Raw genomic sequence first — 21,354 nt, 5'->3', positions numbered from 1 at the left:
GCTGAACACCGTTGCTGCTGCCGCCAAGATCGGTGGCGACATCCACGTTCTGGTTGCAGGCCAGGGCGCTGGCGCCGTGGTTGAAGCCGCTGCGAAAATCGCTGGCGTGAGCAAAGTCCTGAACGCTGACAATGCTGCTTACGCGCATCAGCTGCCGGAAAACGTTGCTCCACTGGTAGCCGAGTTGGGCAAGGGCTACAGCCACATCCTGGCTGCCGCCACTTCCAACGGCAAAAACATCCTGCCGCGCGTCGCCGCTCAGCTGGACGTTGACCAGATATCCGAGATCATCTCGGTAGAAAGCGCCGATACCTTCAAGCGCCCGATCTACGCCGGTAACGCCATCGCTACTGTGCAATCGAATGCTGCAGTGAAAGTGATCACCGTGCGGGCGACCGGTTTCGACCCGGTGGCGGCTGAAGGTGGTTCGGCCGCCGTTGAAGCTGTTGCCGCTGTTCACAACGCCGGCACTTCCAGCTTCGTCAACGAAGAACTGGCCAAGTCCGATCGTCCGGAACTGACCGCTGCCAAGATCGTCGTTTCCGGTGGTCGTGGCATGCAGAACGGCGACAACTTCAAACACCTGTACGCCCTGGCCGACAAGCTGGGCGCTGCCGTCGGTGCTTCGCGCGCTGCGGTTGACGCAGGTTTCGTACCCAACGACATGCAGGTCGGTCAGACCGGCAAGATCGTTGCGCCACAGCTGTACATCGCCGTCGGGATCTCCGGCGCGATCCAGCACCTGGCCGGCATGAAAGACTCCAAAGTGATCGTGGCGATCAACAAGGACGAAGAAGCGCCGATCTTCCAGGTGGCCGATTACGGCCTGGTGGCAGACCTGTTCGAAGCCATCCCTGAGTTCGAGAAGCTGGTCTAATCCGGCGGCTTGACTTATAAAGAGCCCGGCCTTTTGGTCGGGCTTTTTTTTGTTCCGGATTTGAGTGGGGAGAGTGTTGCCATGGATCTGCGCCACTGGTTTGGCTGCTCTTTTTTGCCAGGACTGTGTTTAAGTCTGGCGCTGATACCGGGGCTGTCCAGCGCTGCGGGCAAATGCGAACGCTTGATCGTAACCGGCAGCCCCGACGCACCGCCGTACCTGTGGCAAGACCCGCAAAACCCTAAGCACCTGATTGGCGCCAGCGCTGATTTGTTGCAACAAGTGGCGGGGGAGTTGGGCATCAAGGTTGAGCTGCTCTATGCCGGCAAACGCTCCCAGGCCCTGGATGAAGTGCGCAGCGGGCGGATGGACATGCTGGCCGATGCGCCGTTGATGGTCACTGAACTGGAAAATCTGGATTACATCCATCCTGCGATGCTGGAAAACGATTATCTGGTCTGGACTCGCAACGACTCGTTATTGGTTTACAACGAAGCGCAGGACCTCCACGGTCATCCCGGCGCGTTGTCGGAAAAGGCTCGAGTGAGCCCTTCATTCGGCACTTTCGCCGAGCAGCAATTGACCCTCTTGCGCACACCCAATCTGACTCAGGCCTTTCAGAAATTGCTGCTGGGCGAGGTGGAGTTTGTCCTCGCCGGTCGCTACTCGGGCATGGCCATGGTGCAAACGCTGGGGATGGCCAATGACTTGATGGCCCACTCACAACCCATCGACAAACCCGGCCTGTACCTCGCGGTTTCCCATAACTCCGCCTGTAACGATCCTTGGTTGCGCGGACAGCTGGCCAAAAAGATGACAGAATTGCCCGCCTCCGGACTGACGGAAGCTGCGTTGCTGCGCAATATCGAGCGTTGGAAAGCGCAAGGCTCACAGCCGCAGCCACAACCTGTCAGTACCCCAAAACAGTAGGGATTTTTAGTGAGTATTCGACCTCTTTTCGCTGCCCTGGCCGTTCTGGCTCTGGCGGGTTGTGCAGCCGATCCGGCGCCGAATGAACAAATACGCCTGACCGAACAGGCCCTCGAACAAGCCAAGGCCGTGGGCGCTACCGCCGAGGAAGTGCCGGAGCTGAAACTGGCCCAGGACAAGTTCAACCGTGCCAAGGGCAACATGGCCGACCAGTCCTTCAAGAATGCGCGCATGCGGGCCGAGCAGGCCGAGCTGGACGCGCGCCTGGCCGAAGCCCGGGTTCTGACCCTCAAGAGTGAGGCGCAGTTGAACGTGCTCAATACCCGCATCGCCCGCCTGCGCAAGCAACTGGGAGATGCTCAATGAACCTGAAGACCAAAGCACTCGGCGGCTTGATCCTGGCCGGCTGCGCAAGCCTTTATGGCTGCGCCGGTCAACACAGCGAAGTGGCGTTGCAGCAGGCCGGTGCCGACTTCCAGAAGGTCAAGGAAGACTCCAACGTGTTGCGTATCGCGCCCAAGGACGTGATCCGTGCCGGCGAGTCCCTGGCCCGCGCCGATCGACTGTCCAGCTACTGGGGCAGCGGTTCGGACGTGGCGCATTACGCCTACCTGAGCCAGCGCTACAGCGAAATCGCCCGGGAACATACCAATCAAGTGCTCAACGAAGAGCGCGCAGCGAAGCTCGAACTCGAGCGTCAGCGCCTGCAATTGGCGCTGCGTGAGTCCAAGTTGCTTAGCGTGCAGCAACAGGGCAAGTGGCTCGAAGAGCAGATCGTGGCGTTGGCGACCACCCAGACTGACCGTGGTCTGGTGATGACCCTGGGTGATGTGCTGTTCGATACCGGTGAAGCGGAGCTGAAGAGCTCGGCGAACCGCGTGGTGTTGAAAATCGTCCAGTTCTTGCAGCTCAACCCTAAGCGTGTGGTGCGGATCGAGGGTTATACCGACAGCACTGGCGGTAAACAGGAAAACCTCAAGCTGTCCCGCGACCGGGCGCAATCGGTGGCTGATGTATTAACGGACCTGGGCATCGACGACAAACGCATCCAGGTTGAAGGGTACGGCGATGAGTACCCGGTGGACGCCAACGCTTCCGAGCGCGGTCGTGCGCAGAACCGTCGGGTGGAAATTGTGTTCTCCGACGAAAAAGGCCAGCTCGGCGCGGCCCGTTAAGGGCTGCGTCACTGGAAAAACCCGGCCTGCTCAGCAGCGCCGGGTTTTTTTGCGCCCGTCAAATGCGTCGTAAAACAGTACAGCTTTTGCTGACACCGCACTGTATGGTCGACTATTGTAGTAACTGTCCCAGTACACTTCTAAACTGTTCCGGTATTGTTTCACACAAGAATAAAATGCCCGTGAAATCGAGTGCTGCGTCATGACCAATCTCTTGCTCTATCAACGTATTGCTCAGCAACTGGCCGAAGACATCCGCCGCGGCGTCTATCAGCCGGGAGAGCGCGTGCCTTCAGTACGCAAGATGAGCTCGCAACTCAACGTCAGCCATGCGACGGTGTTGCAGGCCTACGCCAACCTTGAAGATCAAGGGCTGATCCGTGCCCGGCCGCAATCCGGTTACTACGTGCACCAGACACCTGCCCTGACGGCACCGACTCCGGACATCGCCCGGGTCGAGCGCCCAGGCCTGGTCACCCGCAGCAGCATCATTCAGCAAGTCCTGGTCGAATCCCGCCGTGAGGGGGTCTTCCCGTTGGGCGCGGCTGTACCGAGTGTCGATTATCTGCCGGTGCGGGCACTGCATCAGCAACTGGCCAAAGTCACCCGTTTCCATAGTCCGCGCGCGTTCAGCTATATGTTCAGCCCTGGTTTCGAGCCGTTGCGTCGGCAAGTGGCGATCCGCATGCGCGATGCCGGCGTGGTGGTTGATCCGTCGGAAGTGGTAATCACCCACGGCTGCGTCGATGCATTGCAGATGTCTCTGCGCGTATTGACCCGGCCGGGCGATCTGATCGCCGCCGAGTCGCCGACCTATTACGGTTTGCTGCAACTGGCCGACCTGCTGGGGCTGAAAGTCATCGAGATCCCCAGCGATCCGGCCACCGGCATGAGCCTCGAAGCCTTGCAATTGGCGGCCAACCAGTGGTCGATCAAGGCACTGGTGCTGACCACGCGCCTGAGCAATCCCTTGGGCGGCACCATGCCCGAAGAGCGGCAGAAACAACTGCTGCGCCTGGCCTCGGATTTCGATATCCAGATCGTTGAAGACGATATTTATGGCGAGCTGATGTTCGAGCAGGGGCGCACCAAATCGCTCAAGGCCTATGACCGGCTGGATCGGGTGATTTATTGCTCCAGCTTCTCCAAAACCCTGTCGCCCGGCGTGCGGATCGGCTGGATGATTGCCGGCAAGTACCAGCAGGAAATTCAGCGCTTGCAGACGTTCAGCACGCATTCGGCCTGCAGTGTCACGCAAATGGGCATTGCCGCCTATCTGGAGAACGGCGGGTACGACCGGCATTTGCGTTACATCCGTCAGGAGTACCGCAAGAACCTCAGCGCTTTCCAACTGGCAGTGCAGCAATACTTCCCGGAAGGCACACAGATGACCCGGCCTACCGGCGGTTTCATTCTGTGGGTCAGTTTGCCGGGGCGGGTCAATACGCAAGAGTTGCATGTGCGTGCGCTGCAGCAGGGCATCAGCATTGCGCCGGGGCTTATTTTCAGTAACACCGAGCAATTCAATCACTGCATTCGCCTGAACTGCGGCATCCCCTGGAACCGCGAGGCCGAGCGTGCATTGATGACACTGGGGCTGCTGGCGACGCAATTGTGTCAGGAGACAACGAGCGGTTTTTGACTTGCGGGGCAGTTATGAACTGCCCGCTTGTCTTGTCGCCTCCAACAGGCGAGCATATAACCTTCTGCCGTTCGCGTCGTTGGGTCCATGAAGCCGATTTTTCCTTCTGCCTGGTTATTGATCTGCCTGTTGATGACTTGTCATGCGGAAGGTGTCATGGCGGCTTCCGTTCAGGAAAAACCGACAGCCGCCGCAACCGCGAAAAAACCGGCGACGGCTATAAAAACCGCTCCGGTCAAAAAAAAGGCTGCCCCGGTCAAAAAGCGTTCTCCCATTGCTTCCAAGTCAAAACCAGCCAGCGAAGTGTTGAAAACCAACCTCCCTCCCGCCAATCTCGACTTGAGCTTGCCCAAGGATAAGGTCGATGAATTGAAACCGGTCGGCACGGTACCGTTGCCTCGACACGATGCGGTGTTGCCGCAAATGTTCGGTGGCAAAAGCAGTCCGTTTCAGCTGAACGGTCGCCTGATCAGCAACGAAATGCAGCTGCAACGGCGCAATGAAGAGCGCCGGGACGTTGAAGGCGCGGCACTGGAATTCGAGTTCAAGCAGTAAATTTCCCCCTGTTCGTGACCCGCGAAACAGACGCTTTGTCGGAGACTGGTCAGTCACGTTCGTTTGAGCGTAAAAACCCGGGCCCGGGTAATTTAAAACAACTGTTTTAGCCGTTACTCTGTGCCGCGTCCCTTTAACACATTGCTCGTCGCGAGGAGCTTGTCGTCATGAGATGCCGTGAAGGCTGTGGCGCCTGTTGCATTGCCCCTTCCATCAGTTCGCCGATTCCCGGCATGCCCAATGGCAAAGCCGCCGGAGAACGATGCGTACAACTGTCTGCCGATAACCTGTGCAGCATTTTCGGCAAGCCGGAACGCCCCGCGGTGTGTTCGGCATTTGAGGCCGATGTCGAGGTTTGCGGAAGCAGCCGCGACGAAGCGATCAAATTGCTGGGCTGGTGGGAGCAAATGACGGCCGCGTGATGTGTTCAACGAACGGAACTTCAACAATAAGGAATAAGACTATGGGTTCGCTGCATCGTATCGCTGTGCTGTGTGGTTTGACGGTTTTGCTGGCCTCCACGGCCCAGGCCGAAGACTGGAAAACCGCCAAGGACGAAGATGGCATCAAGGTGTCCTTGAGTGAGGTGGCCGGTTCCCAATACAAGGCTTACCGTGGTGTAACGATCATGAAGACCACCATGGCCAAACTGCGTGCACTGCAGGAAGATGTTCCGGGAGCCTGCGCCTGGATTCACGAGTGCAAGGTCCAGAAGCTGCTCAAGCACGAAGGCAACCAGAGCTGGACCTACACTCAGTTCAATACACCCTGGCCGGTCACTGCTCGCGATTCGGTGTTGCATGTCACTACCGTTGACGGCGCTGATGGCAGCCTGACCCGCGAGCTGGAAGGGCAGCCGAAGTACCTTCCGGAAGAAAAGGGTTTTGTACGGGTCGCCCAGGTCAAGGGTTTCTGGAAGTTCGTGCCTAAAGGCGATCAAGTCGAAGTGACTTATCAGGTTCACACTGATCCAGGCGGCAGCGTGCCGTCGTGGTTGGCCAACAAGTTCGTGGTCGATGCGCCGTTCAATACTCTCAAAGCCCTGAAAGAACGCGCCGAGAAGTAGCCGCGTATCCAGTTGATGCGGCCTGTTCAACAACGCCCCGATCAAATCGGGGCGTTTCATTTCTACCAGGGGAGGGGAGTTATTTTGTTTCCGGATATGCGTTGAACGAAATTTTCACAATCTCTCCAAGACAATTCGCCTCAACGAATCAACCCCGCAACTTTGCGCCCACGCCGCTTGTCCCTGACCGCTATGAGCGGCAGTTTGGCTGTCGGGCAGTAATCAATGGCAATGCCGCGGTTGATCGTGCAACATTTGCGCACCGCGCACGCCCCGGGGCCGAGGATGGCCAACAGAGGGCAAGGCGCCACTGTATTTTTGTAACTTCAACTTCCAATGGGTCCTAAAACGACATGGCAAACCCGGACGCCCTGAATCAGCAGCGAGCTACTAGTCGCCTGCTGCAACCGACCGTCAAATCGCATCTGGCCTACACGCTGTTGTGCGCCCTGATCATGATGGTCATGTTCAGCCTGCTGCGCGTCGCGCTGCTGGTCTACAACCGCTCGATGATCCTCGACACACCGGCTTCGACCTTCCTGGAAGCGTTCGCCAATGGCCTGCGTTTCGACTTGCGCCTGGTGGTTTACCTCAGCGTTCCGCTGCTGCTGGCCCTGTTCAGCGCCCGGGCCATGGCGGCCCGCGGGTTCTTCCGGCTCTGGTTGACTGTTGCCTCGAGTATCGCGCTGTTCCTCGGCCTGATGGAGATGGACTTTTACCGCGAGTTCCACCAGCGCCTCAACGGCCTGGTCTTCCAGTATGTGAAAGAAGACCCGAAAACCGTGATGAGCATGCTCTGGTACGGTTTTCCGGTAGTTCGCTACCTGTTGGCCTGGGGTGTGGGCACGTTGATTCTGACCCTCGCGTTCAAGGGCGCCGACCGCGCCACACGTCCTCGCGGGCCGTTCAGCGGTGGCAGCATCGGCACGCGCCAGGTCGCTCCGTGGTATGCGCGCGGCGTGGTGTTCGTGGTCTGCCTGATGGTCTGTGTGGTCGCGGCGCGTGGCACCCTGCGCCAGGGCCCGCCGCTGCGTTGGGGTGACGTCTACACCACCGACTCGAATTTCGCCAACCAGTTGGGCCTCAACGGCACGCTGTCGCTGATCGCCGCGGCCAAGAGCCGGATGTCCGAAGAGCGCGACAACATCTGGAAAGCCACACTGGAACAACCTCTGGCCCAGCAGACCGTGCGCGATATGCTGCTGACTCCGAGCGACAAACTGGTGAACCCGGAGACCGCCGCGGTGCGTCGCAACTACACCCCCGACGCCAACAAGACACTGCCGATCAAGAACGTCGTGGTGATCCTGATGGAAAGCTTCGCCGGTCACTCGGTGGGCGCTCTGGGACGTCCGGGCGAGATCACGCCTTCCTTCGACAAACTGTCGAAAGAAGGTCTGTTGTTCGACCGTTTCTTCTCCAACGGCACCCATACCCACCAAGGTATGTTCGCCACCATGGCCTGCTTCCCGAACCTGCCAGGTTTCGAATACCTGATGCAGACCCCGGAAGGCAGCCACAAACTGTCCGGCCTGCCACAGTTGCTCAGCACTCGTGGCTACGACGATGTGTATGTTTATAACGGCGACTTCGCCTGGGACAACCAGTCGGGCTTCTTCAGCAACCAGGGCATGACCAACTTCATCGGGCGCAATGACTTCGTCAACCCGGTGTTCTCCGACCCGACCTGGGGCGTGTCTGACCAGGACATGTTCAACCGTGGCCTGGAAGAGTTGAAAGCCCGCGACGGCAAGGACAAGAAACCGTTCTATGCCTTGCTGCAAACCCTGTCCAACCACACGCCATACGCCTTGCCGACACCATTGCCGGTGGAGCGCGTGACCGATCGTGGCAGCCTCAACGAACACTTGACCGCCATGCGCTACTCGGACTGGGCATTGGGTCAGTTCTTTGAAAAGGCTCGCAAAGAACCGTACTTCAAGGAAACCCTGTTCGTGATCGTCGGCGACCACGGTTTTGGCAATGAACAACAGATCACCGAAATGGACCTGGGCCGCTTCAACGTGCCGATGCTGATGATCGGGCCGGGCATACAGGAAAAATTCGGTCAGGTCGACCACACTGTGGGCACCCAGATCGACATCGTGCCGACCATCATGGGCCGCGTGGGTGGCGATGTGGTCCATCAATGCTGGGGGCGTGACTTGCTGAACCTGCCGGAAGGTGACAAGGGTTTCGGCATGATCAAGCCGTCGGGCAGCGATCAGACGGTCGCCTTGCTCACCGCGGACCGCGTGCTGGTACTGCCTAAAGAGATGCCGCCAAGGTTGTATCAATACGAACTGGGCGCTAACCCGAAAGGTGAAGTGATCCCGGCATCGGCTGACGAAGCGGCGCTCAAGCAGAAGCTCGAGTCGTTCATCCAGACGGCTACCAAGAGCCTGTTGGACAACACCGCCGGTGTGGTTGACGGCAAACCGGACTAAGTTTTTCCGGAATACAAAAGAGGCCCTTCGCAGGGCCTCTTTTTTTTGCCGGTAGAATCTCTATATCTTGCCAAGCAGCAATAGGATTAACAGCACCACCAACACCACGCCGATGATACCGGACGGGCCATAACCCCAACTTCTGGAGTGCGGGAAGACCGGCAGGCCGCCTATCAGCAACAGGATAAGAATAACGATAAGAATTGTGCCCATGTCTATTTCCTTGTTGGAAGCGTTGTGGGTTTGACCTGGCGTTTTAGCCATCAGCTGGACTTGTATTAATCCTAGCTGCTTAAAAAATCCGACTCATGGCTATGAAGAAAAATTCCAAGTTTTTTTAATGTTTTTGGAAAGTATGTTTATTTCTTTTGCTCTGTTTCGAAGTTGAAACAACCGCACCGCGCCGTGGTTCATCGCTGGCCATTCAGCACTCTGATGGAGCGTGGGTCGCGCATTATCCTTCGCTACACTCGGTGCATCTTCCCCGGAACAACAAGGCTGTTTGCTATGCAAAATCGCATGATGATCACTGGCGCGGGCTCAGGCCTGGGTCGCGAAATCGCGCTGCGCTGGGCGCGTGAAGGCTGGCAGCTGGCCTTGTCGGATGTCAGTGAGCCCGGCCTGCAGGAAACCCTCAAGTTGGTGCGCGAAGCTGGCGGTGACGGCTTCATTCAGCGCTGCGATGTGCGCGACTACAGTCAGTTGACCGCCTTCGCCCAAGCCTGCGAAGAGAAACTCGGCGGTATCGATGTCATCGTCAACAATGCCGGTGTGGCCTCGGGCGGGTTCTTCAGTGAACTGTCGCTGGAGGACTGGGATTGGCAAATCGCGATCAACCTGATGGGCGTGGTCAAGGGCTGCAAGGCCTTCCTGCCGCTGCTGGAGAAAAGCAAAGGCAAAATCATCAACATCGCCTCGATGGCGGCGCTGATGCAAGGCCCGGCCATGAGCAACTACAACGTGGCCAAGGCAGGTGTGGTGGCGTTGTCCGAAAGTTTGCTGATTGAACTGGCCCATGAGGAAGTCAGCGTGCATGTAGTTTGCCCGTCGTTCTTCCAGACCAATCTACTGGACTCCTTCCGTGGCCCGACCCCGGCCATGAAAGCCCAGGTCGGCAAATTGCTGGAAAGCTCACCGATCACCGCTGCTGACATTGCCGACTACATCTATCAGCAGGTCGCCGCCGGCGAATTCTTGATCCTGCCTCACGAGCAGGGCCGTATGGCCTGGGCGATCAAACAGAAAGACCCGCAATTGCTCTACAACGAAATGACTGTGATGGCCGACAAAATGCGCGCCAAGGCCAAACAAAACGCAGGCTGAACTTGCCTGTGCGCAACACCGTCGTTAGGGTGGCCGCCAACCGGCCATCCCAACGAGACGTCTGCATGCTCAATTACCTGTGGTTTTTCCTCGCCGCGCTGTTCGAAATCGCCGGCTGCTTCGCTTTCTGGATGTGGCTGCGCCAGGGTAAAAGCGTGTGGTGGGTCATCCCGGCCTTGCTCAGCCTGACGTTATTCGCGCTACTGCTGACCCGGGTCGAAGCGAGCTACGCCGGTCGCGCCTATGCCGCCTACGGCGGCATCTACATCATCTCGTCGGTTGGTTGGCTGGCGGTGGTCGAGCGGATTCGACCATTGGGCTCGGACTGGATCGGCGTGGCGCTGTGTGTACTTGGGGCGACTGTCATTTTGTTTGGTCCGCGCCTTACCGCTTCCTGACGGATCGGTCCTTCATTCAAGCGGTTTGTCAGACACGTCCGTCAGGGTGATGCAGCCTGCATTGTAGGGCGGGACTGTTTTGCGGTCGTTGCATTGAAGACCCGCTCTGCGCAGGGCATCTTCAGGGACCGGTAACCCTGAAGGATGAATGCCATGCTTGTACTCAGTCGCGTTGTGGGCGAATTGATATCCATTGGTGACAACATTTCCGTGCGGGTGCTCGCCGTCAACGGAAGCAGTGTGCGCTTCGGTGTTGAAGCGCCACAGCAGGTCAACGTACACCGCGCCGAAGTCTACGAGCGCATCCAGATCAAACAGGCAAAAGCCAAGGCTCGTTAAGGGCTTCAGTCGAACAGGTGCTTGGGCACGTCGTGCTTGAGCATCAACTGGCATTGCTCGCTTTCCGGATCGAAGACGATCAGCGCCTGGCCCTTGGTCAATGCCTGACGCACACGCAACACACGGGTTTCCAGCGGCGTGTCATCGCCGTTGTCCGTGCCGTCACGGGTCACGAAATCCTCGATCAGGCGGGTCAGGGTGTCGACTTCAAGTTGGTCGTGGGGGATCAGCATAAGGCACCTCGGTTAAACATTGGCGCGATGCTACGGCGGATATGAACACATCACCAGTGTTCGCCTCAGCTTTCTGTGCGCTGTCCCAGCAGGCTATCCACCGACGGTACCCGGGTATCGCTTTCCATCTGCGTCTCGTGCTCGATCTGGTGACTGAACCGCTCCAGCGATCCCGTGGCTGGTTGTGCATCGCTGGCGAATACCGGCGGGCTGAGAATGTAGGCGCCGAGCAAACGGCTGAGAGCGGCAAGGCTGTCGATGTGGGTACGTTCGTAGCCGTGAGTGGCGTCGCAACCGAAGGCCAGCAGGGCGGTGCGAATGTCATGGCCGGCGGTGACGGCCGAGTGAGCATCGCTGAAGTAATAGCGGAACAGGTCCCGACGTGCCGGCAGTTCGTTGTCAGCGGCCAAGCGTAGCAGATGCCGCGACAGATGATAGTCATAAGGCCCGCCGGAATCCTGCATCGCCACGCTCACCGCGTGTTCGCTGGAGTGCTGGCCGGGCGCGACCGGCGCGATGTCGATGCCGACGAATTCGCTGACATCCCAGGGCAGGGCAGCCGCCGCACCACTGCCGGTTTCCTCGGTGATGGTGAACAGCGGATGGCAGTCGATCATCAACTCTTCGCCGCTGTCGACAATCGCTTTCAGTGCCGCCAGCAGTGCGGCAACGCCAGCCTTGTCGTCGAGGTGACGGGCGCTGATGTGGCCGCTTTCGGTGAACTCCGGCAACGGGTCGAAGGCGACGAAATCGCCGACGCTGATCCCCAGCGAATCGCAATCGGCGCGGGTGGCGCAATAGGCGTCCAGGCGCAATTCGATGTGATCCCAGCTGATCGGCATTTCATCCACGGCGGTGTTGAACGCGTGCCCGGAAGCCATCAGCGGCAACACGCTGCCGCGGATCACGCCGTTGTCGGTGAACAGGCTGACGCGGCTGCCCTCGGCAAAACGGCTGGACCAGCAGCCGACGGGCGCCAGGGTCAGGCGTCCGTTGTCCTTGATCGCGCGAACCGCCGCGCCAATGGTATCCAGGTGAGCGGAGACTGCTCGGTCCGGACTGTTCTTCTTGCCCTTGAGAGTCGCGCGGATGGTGCCGCGACGGGTCATTTCAAAGGGAATGCCCAGCTCTTCGAGGCGCTCGGCCACGTACCGCACGATGGTGTCGGTGAACCCGGTGGGGCTGGGAATGGCGAGCATTTCCAGCAGGACTTTTTGCAGGTAATCGAGATCCGGTTCGGGAATTTTGCTGGTCATGGAAACTCCTGATGGTGTTGGTACAGACAACACATCACTAAGGGACTGCCGGCTGACTATGTGCAAACAACAAATCTACAAACCGCTCGGCCGTCGGCTGCGGTTCATGGTTGGCCAGGCCGGCGCGTTCATTGGCTTCGATAAACACGTACTGCGGCTGGTCGGCGGCCGGTACCATCAGGTCGAGCCCGACCATCGGAATATCCAGCGCTCGCGCCGCGCGCACCGCCGCGTCCACCAAGGCTGGATGCAGAATCGCCGTGACGTCTTCAAGGATGCCGCCGGTATGAAGATTCGCCGTGCGCCGTACGAACAAGTGCTCGCCGGCCGGCAGAATGCTGGCGTAGTCATAACCCGCCGCCTGCAAGGTGCGTTGGGTCTCCTGATCCAGCGGGATTTTGCTTTCGCCGCTGGTTGCCGCCTGACGGCGACGACTCTGGGCTTCGATCAGCGCACCGATGGAATGCTGACCATCGCCCACCACTTCCGCCGGCCGGCGAATGGCAGCCGCGACCACCTCGAAGCCGATCACCAGAATCCGCAAATCGAGGCCTTCGTGAAAACTTTCCAGCAGTACTCGACTGTCGAATGCACGGGCGTTTTCGATGGCTTGCTGGACCTCCTCAATGCTGCGCAAATCCACCGCCACCCCTTGACCCTGTTCACCGTCCAGCGGTTTGACCACCACCCGTTCGTGCTCGTCGAGAAACGCCAGATTGTCGTCCGCGCTTCCCGCCAGTTGTTGTGCGGGCAGTTTGAGGCCGGCGTTTTTCAGCACCTTGTGAGTCAGGCTTTTGTCCTGGCACAAGGTCATGCTGATGGCGCTGGTCAGATCGCTCAGGGATTCGCGGCAACGCACCCGACGACTGCCATGGATCAAGGTAAACAGACCGGCTTGCGCGTCATCCACCTGCACCTCAATACCGCGCCGATGAGCCTCTTCGACGATGATCCGCGCATACGGATTGAACTCGGCTTCGGGGCCGGGGCCGAGAAACAACGGCTGGTTGATACCGTTCTTGCGCTTGATCGCAAAGGTCGACAAGTTGCGAAAACCGAGCTTGGCGTAAAGATTTTTCGCCTGACGGTTGTTGTGCAGCACCGACAGGTCCAGGTAACTCAGCCCACGGCTCATGAAGTGTTCGATCAAGTGCCGCACCAGCACTTCACCGACGCCTGGGCGGGAACATTGCGGATCCACCGCCAGGCACCACAGGCTGCTGCCGTTTTCCGGATCGTTGAATGCCTTGTGGTGATTGAGGCCCATGACGCTGCCGATAATCGCGCCGCTGTCCTCGTCTTCGGCCAGCCAGTACACCGGGCCGCCCTGATGATGGGGCGTCAGCAAACCTGCATCGATCGGCAGCATGCCGCGGGCCTGATACAGCTGATTGATCGCCTGCCAGTCCGCCTCGCTTTGCGCCCGACGAATGCGAAAACCGCGAAACACCCGGGTGGCCTGACGGTAATCGCTGAACCACAGGCGCAAAGTATCGGACGGGTCGAGAAACAGTTGCGCCGGTTCCAGCCCCAGCACTTGCTGGGGGGCGGCGACGTACAAGGCGATGTCCCGCTCACCGGGTTGCTCATTGAGCAACTCTTGGGCGAGGCTCGCCGCATCGGGAAAGGTATGGCCGATTAACAACCGGCCCCAACCGCAGTGCACGGCGATGGGCACGGCGCTCAATGCGCTGCCGTCTTCGGCCAGGCGTGCCTGCAAGCGTTCGTAGGAGGGCGCCTGACCGCGCAACAGGCGTTGGCTGTAAGCCGTGGCGTGGGGTTTCATCGATCAGATTCCTTGTTCACTGAGCCACAGGTTCAGGGCCGCCAATTGCCACAGCTTGGAGCCGCGCAACGGCGTTAACTGGCCTTGCGGATCGGTCAGCAGGCGGTCGAGCATGGCGGGGTTGAACAAGCCGCGATCCTGACTCGGATCGAGCAGCAGTTCACGCACCCAGTTCAGTGTGTCGCCCTGCAAATGCTTGAGACCTGGCACCGGGAAGTAGCCTTTTTTGCGATCGATCACTTCGCTCGGAATCACCCGCCGCGCCGCCTCTTTCAGGACTTGCTTGCCGCCATCCGGCAGTTTGAATTTGCCCGGCACCCGCGCTGATAATTCCACCAGGCGATAGTCGAGAAACGGCGTGCGCGCTTCCAGGCCCCAGGCCATGGTCATGTTGTCGACCCGTTTGACGGGGTCGTCTACCAGCATCACGGTGCTGTCCAGGCGCAGGGCTTTGTCCACCGCCGCGTCGGCACCGGGTTGTGCGAAATGTTCCTTCACGAAGTCGCCGGCGGCATCGTTGGCTGTCAGCCATTTCGGTTGCACTGTGGCGGCATAGTCGGCATAGCTGCGGTCGAAAAACGCATCGCGATATGCCGCATACGGATCGCTCGCGCCGTCCACCTGCGGATACCAGTGATACCCGGCGAACAACTCGTCCGCGCCCTGGCCGCTCTGCACCACTTTGCAATGCTTGGCCACTTCCCGGGACAGCAGGTAGAAGGCAATGCAGTCATGGCTGACCATCGGCTCGCTCATGGCGCGGAACGCTGCCGGCAGTTGCTCGATGATCTCTTGTTCGTCGATACGCAGTTGGTGATGCCGGGTGCCGTAGTGTTTGGCGATCAGGTCCGAATACTGAAATTCATCACCGCGCTCGCCACCGGCGTCCTGGAAACCGATGGAAAAGGTCGACAAGTCTTCGACCCCGACTTCGCGTAACAGCCCGACCAACAGACTCGAATCGACACCACCGGACAGCAGCACACCGACATCCACCGCCGCCCGTTGACGGATCGCCACCGCTTCACGGGTGCTGTCGAGCACGCGATCGCGCCAGTCTTCGAGGGTCAGATTCAGTTCGTCGGCATGTGGGCCGTAGGGCAGGGTCCACCAGGTTTTCTGCTCGGTGGTGCCGTCGGCTTCGATACGCATCCAGCTGGCCGGGGGCAGTTTTTCGATGCCCGCCAGCAAGGTGCGAGGGGCCGGGACCACCGCGTGGAAGTTCAGGTAATGATTGAGCGCCACCGGATCGAGGATCGGGTTGATGTCGCCGCCCTTGAGCAATGCCGGCAATGCCGAGGCAAAGCGCAGGCGCTGGCCGGTGCGCGACAGGTACAGCGGCTTCACACCGAGACGGTCGCGGGCGATGAACAGACGCTGGGCGTCACGTTCCCAAATGGCGAAGGCGAACATGCCGTTGAGCTTGGGCAACAGCGCTTCACCCCAGGCGTGATAGCCCTTGAGCAGCACTTCGGTGTCGCCACCGGAGTAGAAGGCATAACCGAGGCTTTCCAGCTCGGTGCGCAGTTCCGGGAAGTTGTAGATAGCGCCGTTGAAGGCCAGGGACAGTCCCAGTTGGTTATCGATCATCGGCTGCGCCGAGCCGTCCGACAGGTCCATGATTTTCAGGCGCCGATGGCCCAGGGCAATCGGGCCTTGGCTGTGGAAACCCCACGCATCAGGGCCGCGAGGGGCCAGGTGATGGGTGATTCGTTCAATGGCTGCGAGGTCCGCAGGTTGATGGTCGAAACGTAATTCTCCAGCTAATCCGCACATAAGTCCTTACCGGTTTTTCCGTTGGGGAGGGTCAATCGATACCCGCCAAAAACGGCGGGTACCCGGAAACTGACCCGGCTGAATCCCTGGAGTTTTAGACCGATAAGTTATAAGTCGGTGTGTCAGACTTTTCCGCGAATCAACTGGCGCAAGGCAAAACGGTTGGGATGGCAGGCCTCGGCCACGGCTTTGGGCAAGGGCAAAGGCTCGTTTTCAAGCCATGCCGCCAGCAGCTCTCCGGACAATTGCGCGGTGATCAAACCGCGAGAGCCATGACCGCTGTTGACGTAAAACCCATCAAGCCACGGGCAGGGCACGTCGGGCACTTGCCGGGCATCTTTGCTCAGCGCGGCATAGGCATTGGCGAAGCTGGTCTGATCGGCCAACGGTCCGACGATCGGCAGGTAATCGGGACTGGTGCAGCGGAACGCCGCGCGCCCTTCAAGCTGCTGCGTGTCCAGGTCTTGAACATGCAGGCGGGTGACCAGGTCGGTGGAGATTTCTTCGAGCAACGCCAGGTTACCGAGGTGCTCGGCGACAGTCGGGGTCAGATCGTCACTCTTGAAATCGAAGCTGGCGCCAAGCGTGTGTTCGCCCAGACGTGCCGGTGCCACATAGCCTTCGGCGCAGACGACGGTCGCCAGGCTCTGGCTTTCAGGGGTTTGCGCCAGTCGGGTGATCTGGCCGCGAATGCGTTTGAGGGGCAGCTCGGCGCTCTGGGGAAAACGCTTGATCTCGGCGGCGCCGGCGAGAATCACCACAGGCGCGCTGGCCAGCAGTGTCTCGCCGTCCCAGGCCTGCCATTGATCCTCCACCTTGCGCAGTTCCAGCACCTCGCGATGGGGCAGCCACTGAATGTTCGTTGAAGACGCCTGCCACTGGCACAACGCAGGAGGATGAACCCAGCCGCCTTCGGGGAAGAACAGGCCGCCGTGCTCCAGTTCGATGCCGGCCCGGGCCTGTGCTTGCGGTTGATCGAGCAGGTGTACCAGGCCTGGCGAAAAAGCCGCGGCCAATTGCGCCTGACGTTCGGCTTCCTTGGCATTGAAGGCCAGTTGCAAGACCCCGCAATCGTCCCAGTCGACGCCGCGCTGCAACTGTTCCAGCAGGCGCCGGGTGTAACCAAAACCGCTGACGATCAATTGCGACAGCGCGGTGCCGTGGGCCGAAAGCTTGAGGTACAGCACACCCTGAGGGTTGCCCGAGGCTTCCTGCGCCAGTGCTTCGTGGCGCTCCAACAGGCTCACTTGCCAACCCCGCGCGGCGAGACTGGCGGCGCTGGCGCAACCGGCCAGCCCGGCACCGATCACCAGGGCGCGGCGCTCGCCGGTCGGCGGGGTTGGGCGAGCGAACCAGGGTTTAGTCGCGGCAGGTGGTGCGGTCTCTTCAGGCCAGCCAAGAAAGGTGCCCCGCAGGATCTCCCACTTGTGACCGATGCCCGGCGTGCGTTTCATCTTGAAGCCTGCGGCGTTCAACAGACGGCGTACCCAGCCGGTGCTGGTGAAGGTGCTGATGGTCGAGCCGGGTGCTGCCAGACGTGCCAGTTCGGCAAACAGCTCGGCAGTCCACATGTCGGGGTTTTTCGCCGGGGCGAAACCGTCGAGAAACCAGGCGTCGATCTGCGCGTCCAGTTGCGGCAACTGCTCCAGTGCATCACCAATCAGCAGGGTCAGTGTGACGCGGCCATTGCCCAGCACCAGGCGCTGGAAACCTTGATGAATCGCCACGTATTGCGCCAGCAATTGATCGGCGAACGGCTTGAGATCCGGCCATAACGCCAGGGCCCGTTGCAGATCGGCGGTGCTCAGCGGGTACTTTTCGACACTGACAAAATGCAGCCGCGCACCGGCCACTGCGTGCTGTTCGAACAACTGCCAGGCACAGAGAAAATTCAGTCCGGTGCCGAAACCTGTTTCGCCAATCACCAGTCGCCCACCCGCCGGCAATGCGGCGAAGCGGTCGCGCAAATCGTTTTGCTCCAGAAACACGTAGCGGGTTTCTTCAAGGCCCGACTGGTCGGAAAAGTACACATCATCGAACACCCGCGAACGCGGGCGACCTTGGTCGTCCCAGTCGAGCTGGGCGTGGGGCAATACAGGTTTCATGGCAGGCTCGGCAACGGCAAGACCGCCATTCTAGCCGATCGCCACGGTGGTGCTTGATCCGTGGCAAGTGGCACATTCGGGGGGCAGGGAGAATCGTCGTTTTGTGGCGAGGGAGCTTGCTCCCGCTCGGGTGCGAAGCAGCCGCAAGTTGGTTGTCTATGTACCCCCGGAGTATAAGTTTTTTGATATCGGGACGGCTTCGCCGTCCAGCGGGAGCAAGCTCCCTCGCCACAGGGTTCGTATCAGTCTCAAAGGTGGATTTGTCCTGCGCATGAGACGTCAATCCGCTAGTCTTGCTCAATCCTGGAAGGAGCGTCTCCATGTTCGAATCCGCCGAAATCGGTCATGCCATTGACAAAGAAACCTATGAAGCCGAAGTGCCGGCCCTGCGTGAAGCCTTGCTCGAAGCGCAGTTCGAACTTCGGCAGCAACACCGTTTTCCAGTGATCATTTTGATCAACGGCATCGAAGGGGCCGGCAAGGGCGAGACGGTCAAGTTGCTCAACGAATGGATGGACCCGCGCCTGATCGAGGTCCGCACCTTCGACCAGCAGACTGACGAAGAGCTGGCTCGACCACCCGCCTGGCGCTACTGGCGGATGCTCCCGGCCAAGGGGCGCATGGGGATTTTCTTCGGTAACTGGTACAGCCAGATGCTGCAAGGGCGGGTTCATGGTTTGTTCAAGGATCCGCGACTCGATCAAGCCATCAACGGCGCCGAGCGGCTGGAGAAGATGTTGTGCGACGAAGGCGCGCTGATCTTCAAATTCTGGTTTCACCTCTCCAAGAAACAAATGAAAGCGCGGCTCAAGGCGCTGAACGACGATCCGCTGCACAGCTGGCGCATCAGCCCGCTGGACTGGCAACAATCCGCGACCTACGACAAGTTCGTGAAGTACGGCGAACGGGTACTGCGCCGCACCAGCCGCGACTACGCGCCGTGGCACGTGATTGCTGGCCTGGATGCGCGTTATCGCAGCCTGGCGGTCGGCAAGATTCTGCTCGAGGGCCTGCAGAGCGCGCTCAAGAGACCCAGGATTCACCCGCACAAAGTCAGTGCCGCGCCCTTGTCTCCCAGCGTCGATCACGTGAATCTGCTCGACAGCCTGGACCTGACCCTGAACCTGGACAAGGACGATTACGAAGAGCAACTGATTACCGAGCAGGCACGGTTTTCCGGGCTGATGCGCGACAAACGCATGCGTCGTCACGCGTTGATCGCGGTGTTCGAGGGCAACGACGCGGCAGGCAAGGGCGGGGCGATCCGTCGGGTGGCCGCGGCACTCGACCCACGTCAGTACAACATCGTGCCGATCGCCGCGCCTACCGAAGAAGAACGGGCGCAGCCGTATCTCTGGCGGTTCTGGCGGCATATTCCGGCGCGGGGAAAATTCACTGTGTTCGATCGTTCCTGGTATGGCCGGGTGCTGGTGGAGCGCATCGAGGGTTTTTGCAGCGAGGCGGACTGGTTGCGTGCCTACAGCGAGATCAACGACTTCGAAGAGCAGCTCGACGATGCCGGGGTGATCGTGGTCAAGTTCTGGCTGACCATCGACAAACAGACTCAGATGGAGCGCTTCCAGGAGCGCGAAGAGATCCCCTTCAAGCGTTTCAAGATTACTGAAGACGACTGGCGTAACCGCGACAAGTGGGACGATTACCGCGCTGCGGTTGGCGATATGGTCGACCGCACCAGCACCGAGGTATCGCCCTGGACCCTGGTGGAAGCCAACGACAAGCGCTGGGCGCGGGTCAAGGTATTGCGCACCCTCAATGAGGCGCTGGAAGCAGCATTCGAAAAGTCCGACAAACGGGAGAAGAAACTGCAAAAGCGCAAGCGCTGAGCCGATGGTTACGCATACGCGGGGTGAATGATTGTCGCGGTCAGTCATGAGTCGGACTTATGCTCGGTCCAACTCCCGACTGACAACAACAATGAGGTGTATGCCATGCGTGAAGTGGTGATCGTCGACAGCGTGCGGACCGGCCTGGCCAAATCCTTTCGCGGCAAGTTCAACATGACCCGTCCCGACGACATGGCGGCCCACTGTGTCAACGCGCTGCTCACGCGCAATGACGTCGACCCGTCCAGCGTCGAGGATTGCATCGTCGGCGCCGGTTCCAACGAAGGTGCCCAGGGTTACAACATCGGTCGCAACGTCGCGGTGCTGTCGCACCTGGGCATCGGCACGGGTGGCATGACCCTTAACCGCTTCTGTTCGTCGGGCTTGCAGGCCATCGCGATTGCCGCCAATCAGATCGCTTCCGGTTGCAGCGACATCATCGTCGCCGGCGGTGTCGAGTCGATCAGCCTGACCATGAAAAGCGTCAACACCGACCACCTGATCAACCCGCTGCTGAAAGAGCAGGTGCCAGGTATCTATTTCCCCATGGGCCAGACGGCCGAGATCGTCGCGCGTCGTTACAGCGTCAGTCGTGAAGAGCAGGATCTGTACGCCCTGCAAAGCCAGCAACGTACCGCTCTGGCGCAGGCCGCCGGGTTGTTCAACGATGAAATCGTGCCGATGGCGGTGAAGTATCGCGTTGAAGACAAGGCCACCGGCCAGGTGCAGATCCTCGACGGCATTGTCGATCACGACGACTGCAACCGCCCCGACACCACCCTGCAAAGCCTGGCGGGATTGAAACCGGTGTTTGCCGAAGACGGCTCAGTAACGGCCGGCAACTCTTCGCAGCTGTCCGACGGTGCTTCGATGACCCTGGTGATGAGCCTGGAAAAAGCCCTGGCGCTGGGGCTCAAGCCCAAAGCCTTCTTTCGCGGTTTCACCGTGGCCGGGTGCCAGCCGGACGAGATGGGCATCGGCCCGGTGTTCTCGGTGCCGAAGTTGCTCAAGGCCAAGGGGTTGCAGATTGCCGACATTGATTTGTGGGAGCTCAATGAAGCGTTCGCCTCGCAATGCCTGTACAGCCGCGATCGGCTGGAAATCGACAACGACAAATACAACGTCAATGGCGGCTCGATTTCCATCGGCCACCCGTTCGGCATGACCGGTTCGCGTCAGGTGGGGCACATCGTGCGCGAGTTGCAGCGACGCAACTTGCGCTACGGCATCGTCACCATGTGCGTGGGCGGTGGGATGGGGGCTACGGGGTTGTTTGAGGCGGTGCGGTAATTCCGTAAGGTCGCCTTCGCGGGCAAGCCTCGCTCCTTGTATGTTGCGCTTACACCCCGCGAGAGCAGTTATGCTCGCGGGTGTTGTCATCTCGATGACATGTTCATGCTCAAAACCTGCATCCGCTCGATATAAGCCTGGATCTCCTTCTCGGCCGTCGCCGGATTATCGAACGGCCCCTCCAGGGTCTGTTCCCGGGTGGTGAAATACAGCTCCCCATTGACACGACACAACCGCTCACAGCGAAAGTGCGTGGCGGGGGCGGTGTCCTGGGCGCGCATGCCGTACATGGGCGATCTCCTGCAGAGGGCG

21 protein-coding genes are annotated in these 21,354 nt (G+C 59.8%); 14 read left to right on the top strand and 7 right to left on the bottom strand.

Annotation, left to right across the window (positions count from 1 at the left end; translation table 11 throughout):
* The first annotated feature begins 1 nt into the window (after position 1).
* The 9 genes from F475_RS24580 (at position 2) to F475_RS24540 (ending at position 8,692) form a co-directional block, all read left to right on the top strand.
* The gene (locus F475_RS24580; protein ID WP_256597241.1) at positions 2 to 877 is read left to right on the top strand and encodes an electron transfer flavoprotein subunit alpha/FixB family protein; all 876 of its coding nucleotides are present in this window, start codon (positions 2 to 4) and stop codon (positions 875 to 877) included.
* Between the two features lie 81 nt (positions 878 to 958).
* The gene (locus F475_RS24575) at positions 959 to 1,807 is read left to right on the top strand and encodes an ABC transporter substrate-binding protein (protein WP_111454908.1); all 849 of its coding nucleotides are present in this window, start codon (positions 959 to 961) and stop codon (positions 1,805 to 1,807) included.
* A gap of 9 nt (positions 1,808 to 1,816) precedes the next feature.
* Complete coding sequence (locus tag F475_RS24570; RefSeq protein ID WP_064616625.1) at positions 1,817 to 2,173, top strand: DUF4398 domain-containing protein; 357 nt, start codon at positions 1,817 to 1,819, stop codon at positions 2,171 to 2,173.
* Positions 2,170 to 2,982 (top strand): OmpA family protein, encoded by an 813-nt coding sequence (locus tag F475_RS24565; RefSeq protein WP_064616627.1) that lies wholly within the window; start codon positions 2,170 to 2,172, stop codon positions 2,980 to 2,982. Before F475_RS24570 ends, F475_RS24565 begins: the two co-directional genes overlap by 4 nt.
* Before the next feature lie 202 nt (positions 2,983 to 3,184).
* Positions 3,185 to 4,624, top strand: coding sequence for a PLP-dependent aminotransferase family protein (locus tag F475_RS24560; RefSeq protein WP_018929883.1), 1,440 nt, complete (start codon positions 3,185 to 3,187; stop codon positions 4,622 to 4,624).
* An 87-nt stretch (positions 4,625 to 4,711) separates the two neighbouring features.
* Entirely contained in the window at positions 4,712 to 5,179 is a 468-nt protein-coding gene (locus tag F475_RS24555; protein ID WP_026286700.1) for a hypothetical protein, read from the top strand.
* 167 nt (positions 5,180 to 5,346) lie between these two features.
* Positions 5,347 to 5,601 carry a YkgJ family cysteine cluster protein gene (locus tag F475_RS24550; RefSeq protein WP_007942053.1) on the top strand — a complete coding sequence of 85 codons (255 nt, stop codon included), beginning with the start codon at positions 5,347 to 5,349 and terminating at the stop codon, positions 5,599 to 5,601.
* Between the two features lie 41 nt (positions 5,602 to 5,642).
* Positions 5,643 to 6,245: an START domain-containing protein gene (locus F475_RS24545; RefSeq protein WP_018929881.1), complete on the top strand. Its 603-nt coding sequence runs from the start codon at positions 5,643 to 5,645 to the stop codon at positions 6,243 to 6,245.
* Between the two features lie 353 nt (positions 6,246 to 6,598).
* Positions 6,599 to 8,692 (top strand): LTA synthase family protein, encoded by a 2,094-nt coding sequence (locus F475_RS24540; protein WP_018929880.1) that lies wholly within the window; start codon positions 6,599 to 6,601, stop codon positions 8,690 to 8,692.
* Positions 8,693 to 8,752: 60 nt separating this feature from the next.
* Here the strand turns inward: F475_RS24540 and F475_RS24535 are convergent, their stop codons facing one another.
* Positions 8,753 to 8,911 carry a DUF3309 family protein gene (locus tag F475_RS24535; protein WP_172901242.1) on the bottom strand — a complete coding sequence of 53 codons (159 nt, stop codon included), beginning with the start codon at positions 8,909 to 8,911 and terminating at the stop codon, positions 8,753 to 8,755.
* 288 nt (positions 8,912 to 9,199) lie between these two features.
* On the opposite strand from F475_RS24535, the gene F475_RS24530 reads away from it, so the two are divergent.
* From F475_RS24530 to csrA, 3 genes are all read left to right on the top strand, one after another.
* Positions 9,200 to 10,015 (top strand): SDR family oxidoreductase, encoded by an 816-nt coding sequence (locus tag F475_RS24530; protein WP_018929879.1) that lies wholly within the window; start codon positions 9,200 to 9,202, stop codon positions 10,013 to 10,015.
* A 65-nt stretch (positions 10,016 to 10,080) separates the two neighbouring features.
* The gene (locus F475_RS24525; protein WP_111454907.1) at positions 10,081 to 10,413 is read left to right on the top strand and encodes a YnfA family protein; all 333 of its coding nucleotides are present in this window, start codon (positions 10,081 to 10,083) and stop codon (positions 10,411 to 10,413) included.
* Positions 10,414 to 10,566: 153 nt separating this feature from the next.
* Entirely contained in the window at positions 10,567 to 10,752 is a 186-nt protein-coding gene (gene csrA / locus F475_RS24520; protein WP_064616631.1) for a carbon storage regulator CsrA, read from the top strand.
* Between the two features lie 5 nt (positions 10,753 to 10,757).
* On the opposite strand, the gene F475_RS24515 is transcribed toward csrA, so the two are convergent.
* From F475_RS24515 to mnmC, 5 genes are all read right to left on the bottom strand, one after another.
* Positions 10,758 to 10,985, bottom strand: a complete 228-nt coding sequence (locus tag F475_RS24515; protein WP_003199186.1) for a YheU family protein — start codon at positions 10,983 to 10,985, stop codon at positions 10,758 to 10,760.
* Positions 10,986 to 11,050: 65 nt separating this feature from the next.
* Positions 11,051 to 12,241, bottom strand: coding sequence for an osmoprotectant NAGGN system M42 family peptidase (locus F475_RS24510; RefSeq protein WP_018929876.1), 1,191 nt, complete (start codon positions 12,239 to 12,241; stop codon positions 11,051 to 11,053).
* Between the two features lie 37 nt (positions 12,242 to 12,278).
* Positions 12,279 to 14,027, bottom strand: coding sequence for an N-acetylglutaminylglutamine synthetase (gene ngg / locus F475_RS24505; RefSeq protein WP_018929875.1), 1,749 nt, complete (start codon positions 14,025 to 14,027; stop codon positions 12,279 to 12,281).
* A 3-nt stretch (positions 14,028 to 14,030) separates the two neighbouring features.
* Positions 14,031 to 15,803, bottom strand: coding sequence for an N-acetylglutaminylglutamine amidotransferase (locus tag F475_RS24500; RefSeq protein ID WP_111454906.1), 1,773 nt, complete (start codon positions 15,801 to 15,803; stop codon positions 14,031 to 14,033).
* A gap of 122 nt (positions 15,804 to 15,925) precedes the next feature.
* Positions 15,926 to 17,908 carry a bifunctional tRNA (5-methylaminomethyl-2-thiouridine)(34)-methyltransferase MnmD/FAD-dependent 5-carboxymethylaminomethyl-2-thiouridine(34) oxidoreductase MnmC gene (gene mnmC / locus F475_RS24495; RefSeq protein ID WP_111454905.1) on the bottom strand — a complete coding sequence of 661 codons (1,983 nt, stop codon included), beginning with the start codon at positions 17,906 to 17,908 and terminating at the stop codon, positions 15,926 to 15,928.
* Positions 17,909 to 18,228: 320 nt separating this feature from the next.
* Between mnmC and pap the strand changes: the two genes are divergently transcribed.
* Together pap and F475_RS24480 are read left to right on the top strand one after the other, a co-directional pair.
* A complete protein-coding gene (gene pap / locus F475_RS24485; protein WP_028938966.1) occupies positions 18,229 to 19,752 on the top strand; it encodes a polyphosphate:AMP phosphotransferase in 1,524 nt (507 codons plus the stop codon).
* Positions 19,753 to 19,857: 105 nt separating this feature from the next.
* A complete protein-coding gene (locus F475_RS24480; RefSeq protein WP_111454903.1) occupies positions 19,858 to 21,042 on the top strand; it encodes a thiolase family protein in 1,185 nt (394 codons plus the stop codon).
* An 86-nt stretch (positions 21,043 to 21,128) separates the two neighbouring features.
* Here F475_RS24480 and F475_RS24475 read toward each other — a convergent pair whose 3' ends face one another.
* Positions 21,129 to 21,332 (bottom strand): DUF6316 family protein, encoded by a 204-nt coding sequence (locus tag F475_RS24475; protein ID WP_111454902.1) that lies wholly within the window; start codon positions 21,330 to 21,332, stop codon positions 21,129 to 21,131.
* Positions 21,333 to 21,354: the final 22 nt, after the last annotated feature.

It is taken from the genome of Pseudomonas sp. URMO17WK12:I6 (genome assembly GCF_003253625.1).
GTDB lineage: Bacteria > Pseudomonadota > Gammaproteobacteria > Pseudomonadales > Pseudomonadaceae > Aquipseudomonas.
This window is presented reverse-complemented; position numbering and strand designations above follow the sequence as displayed.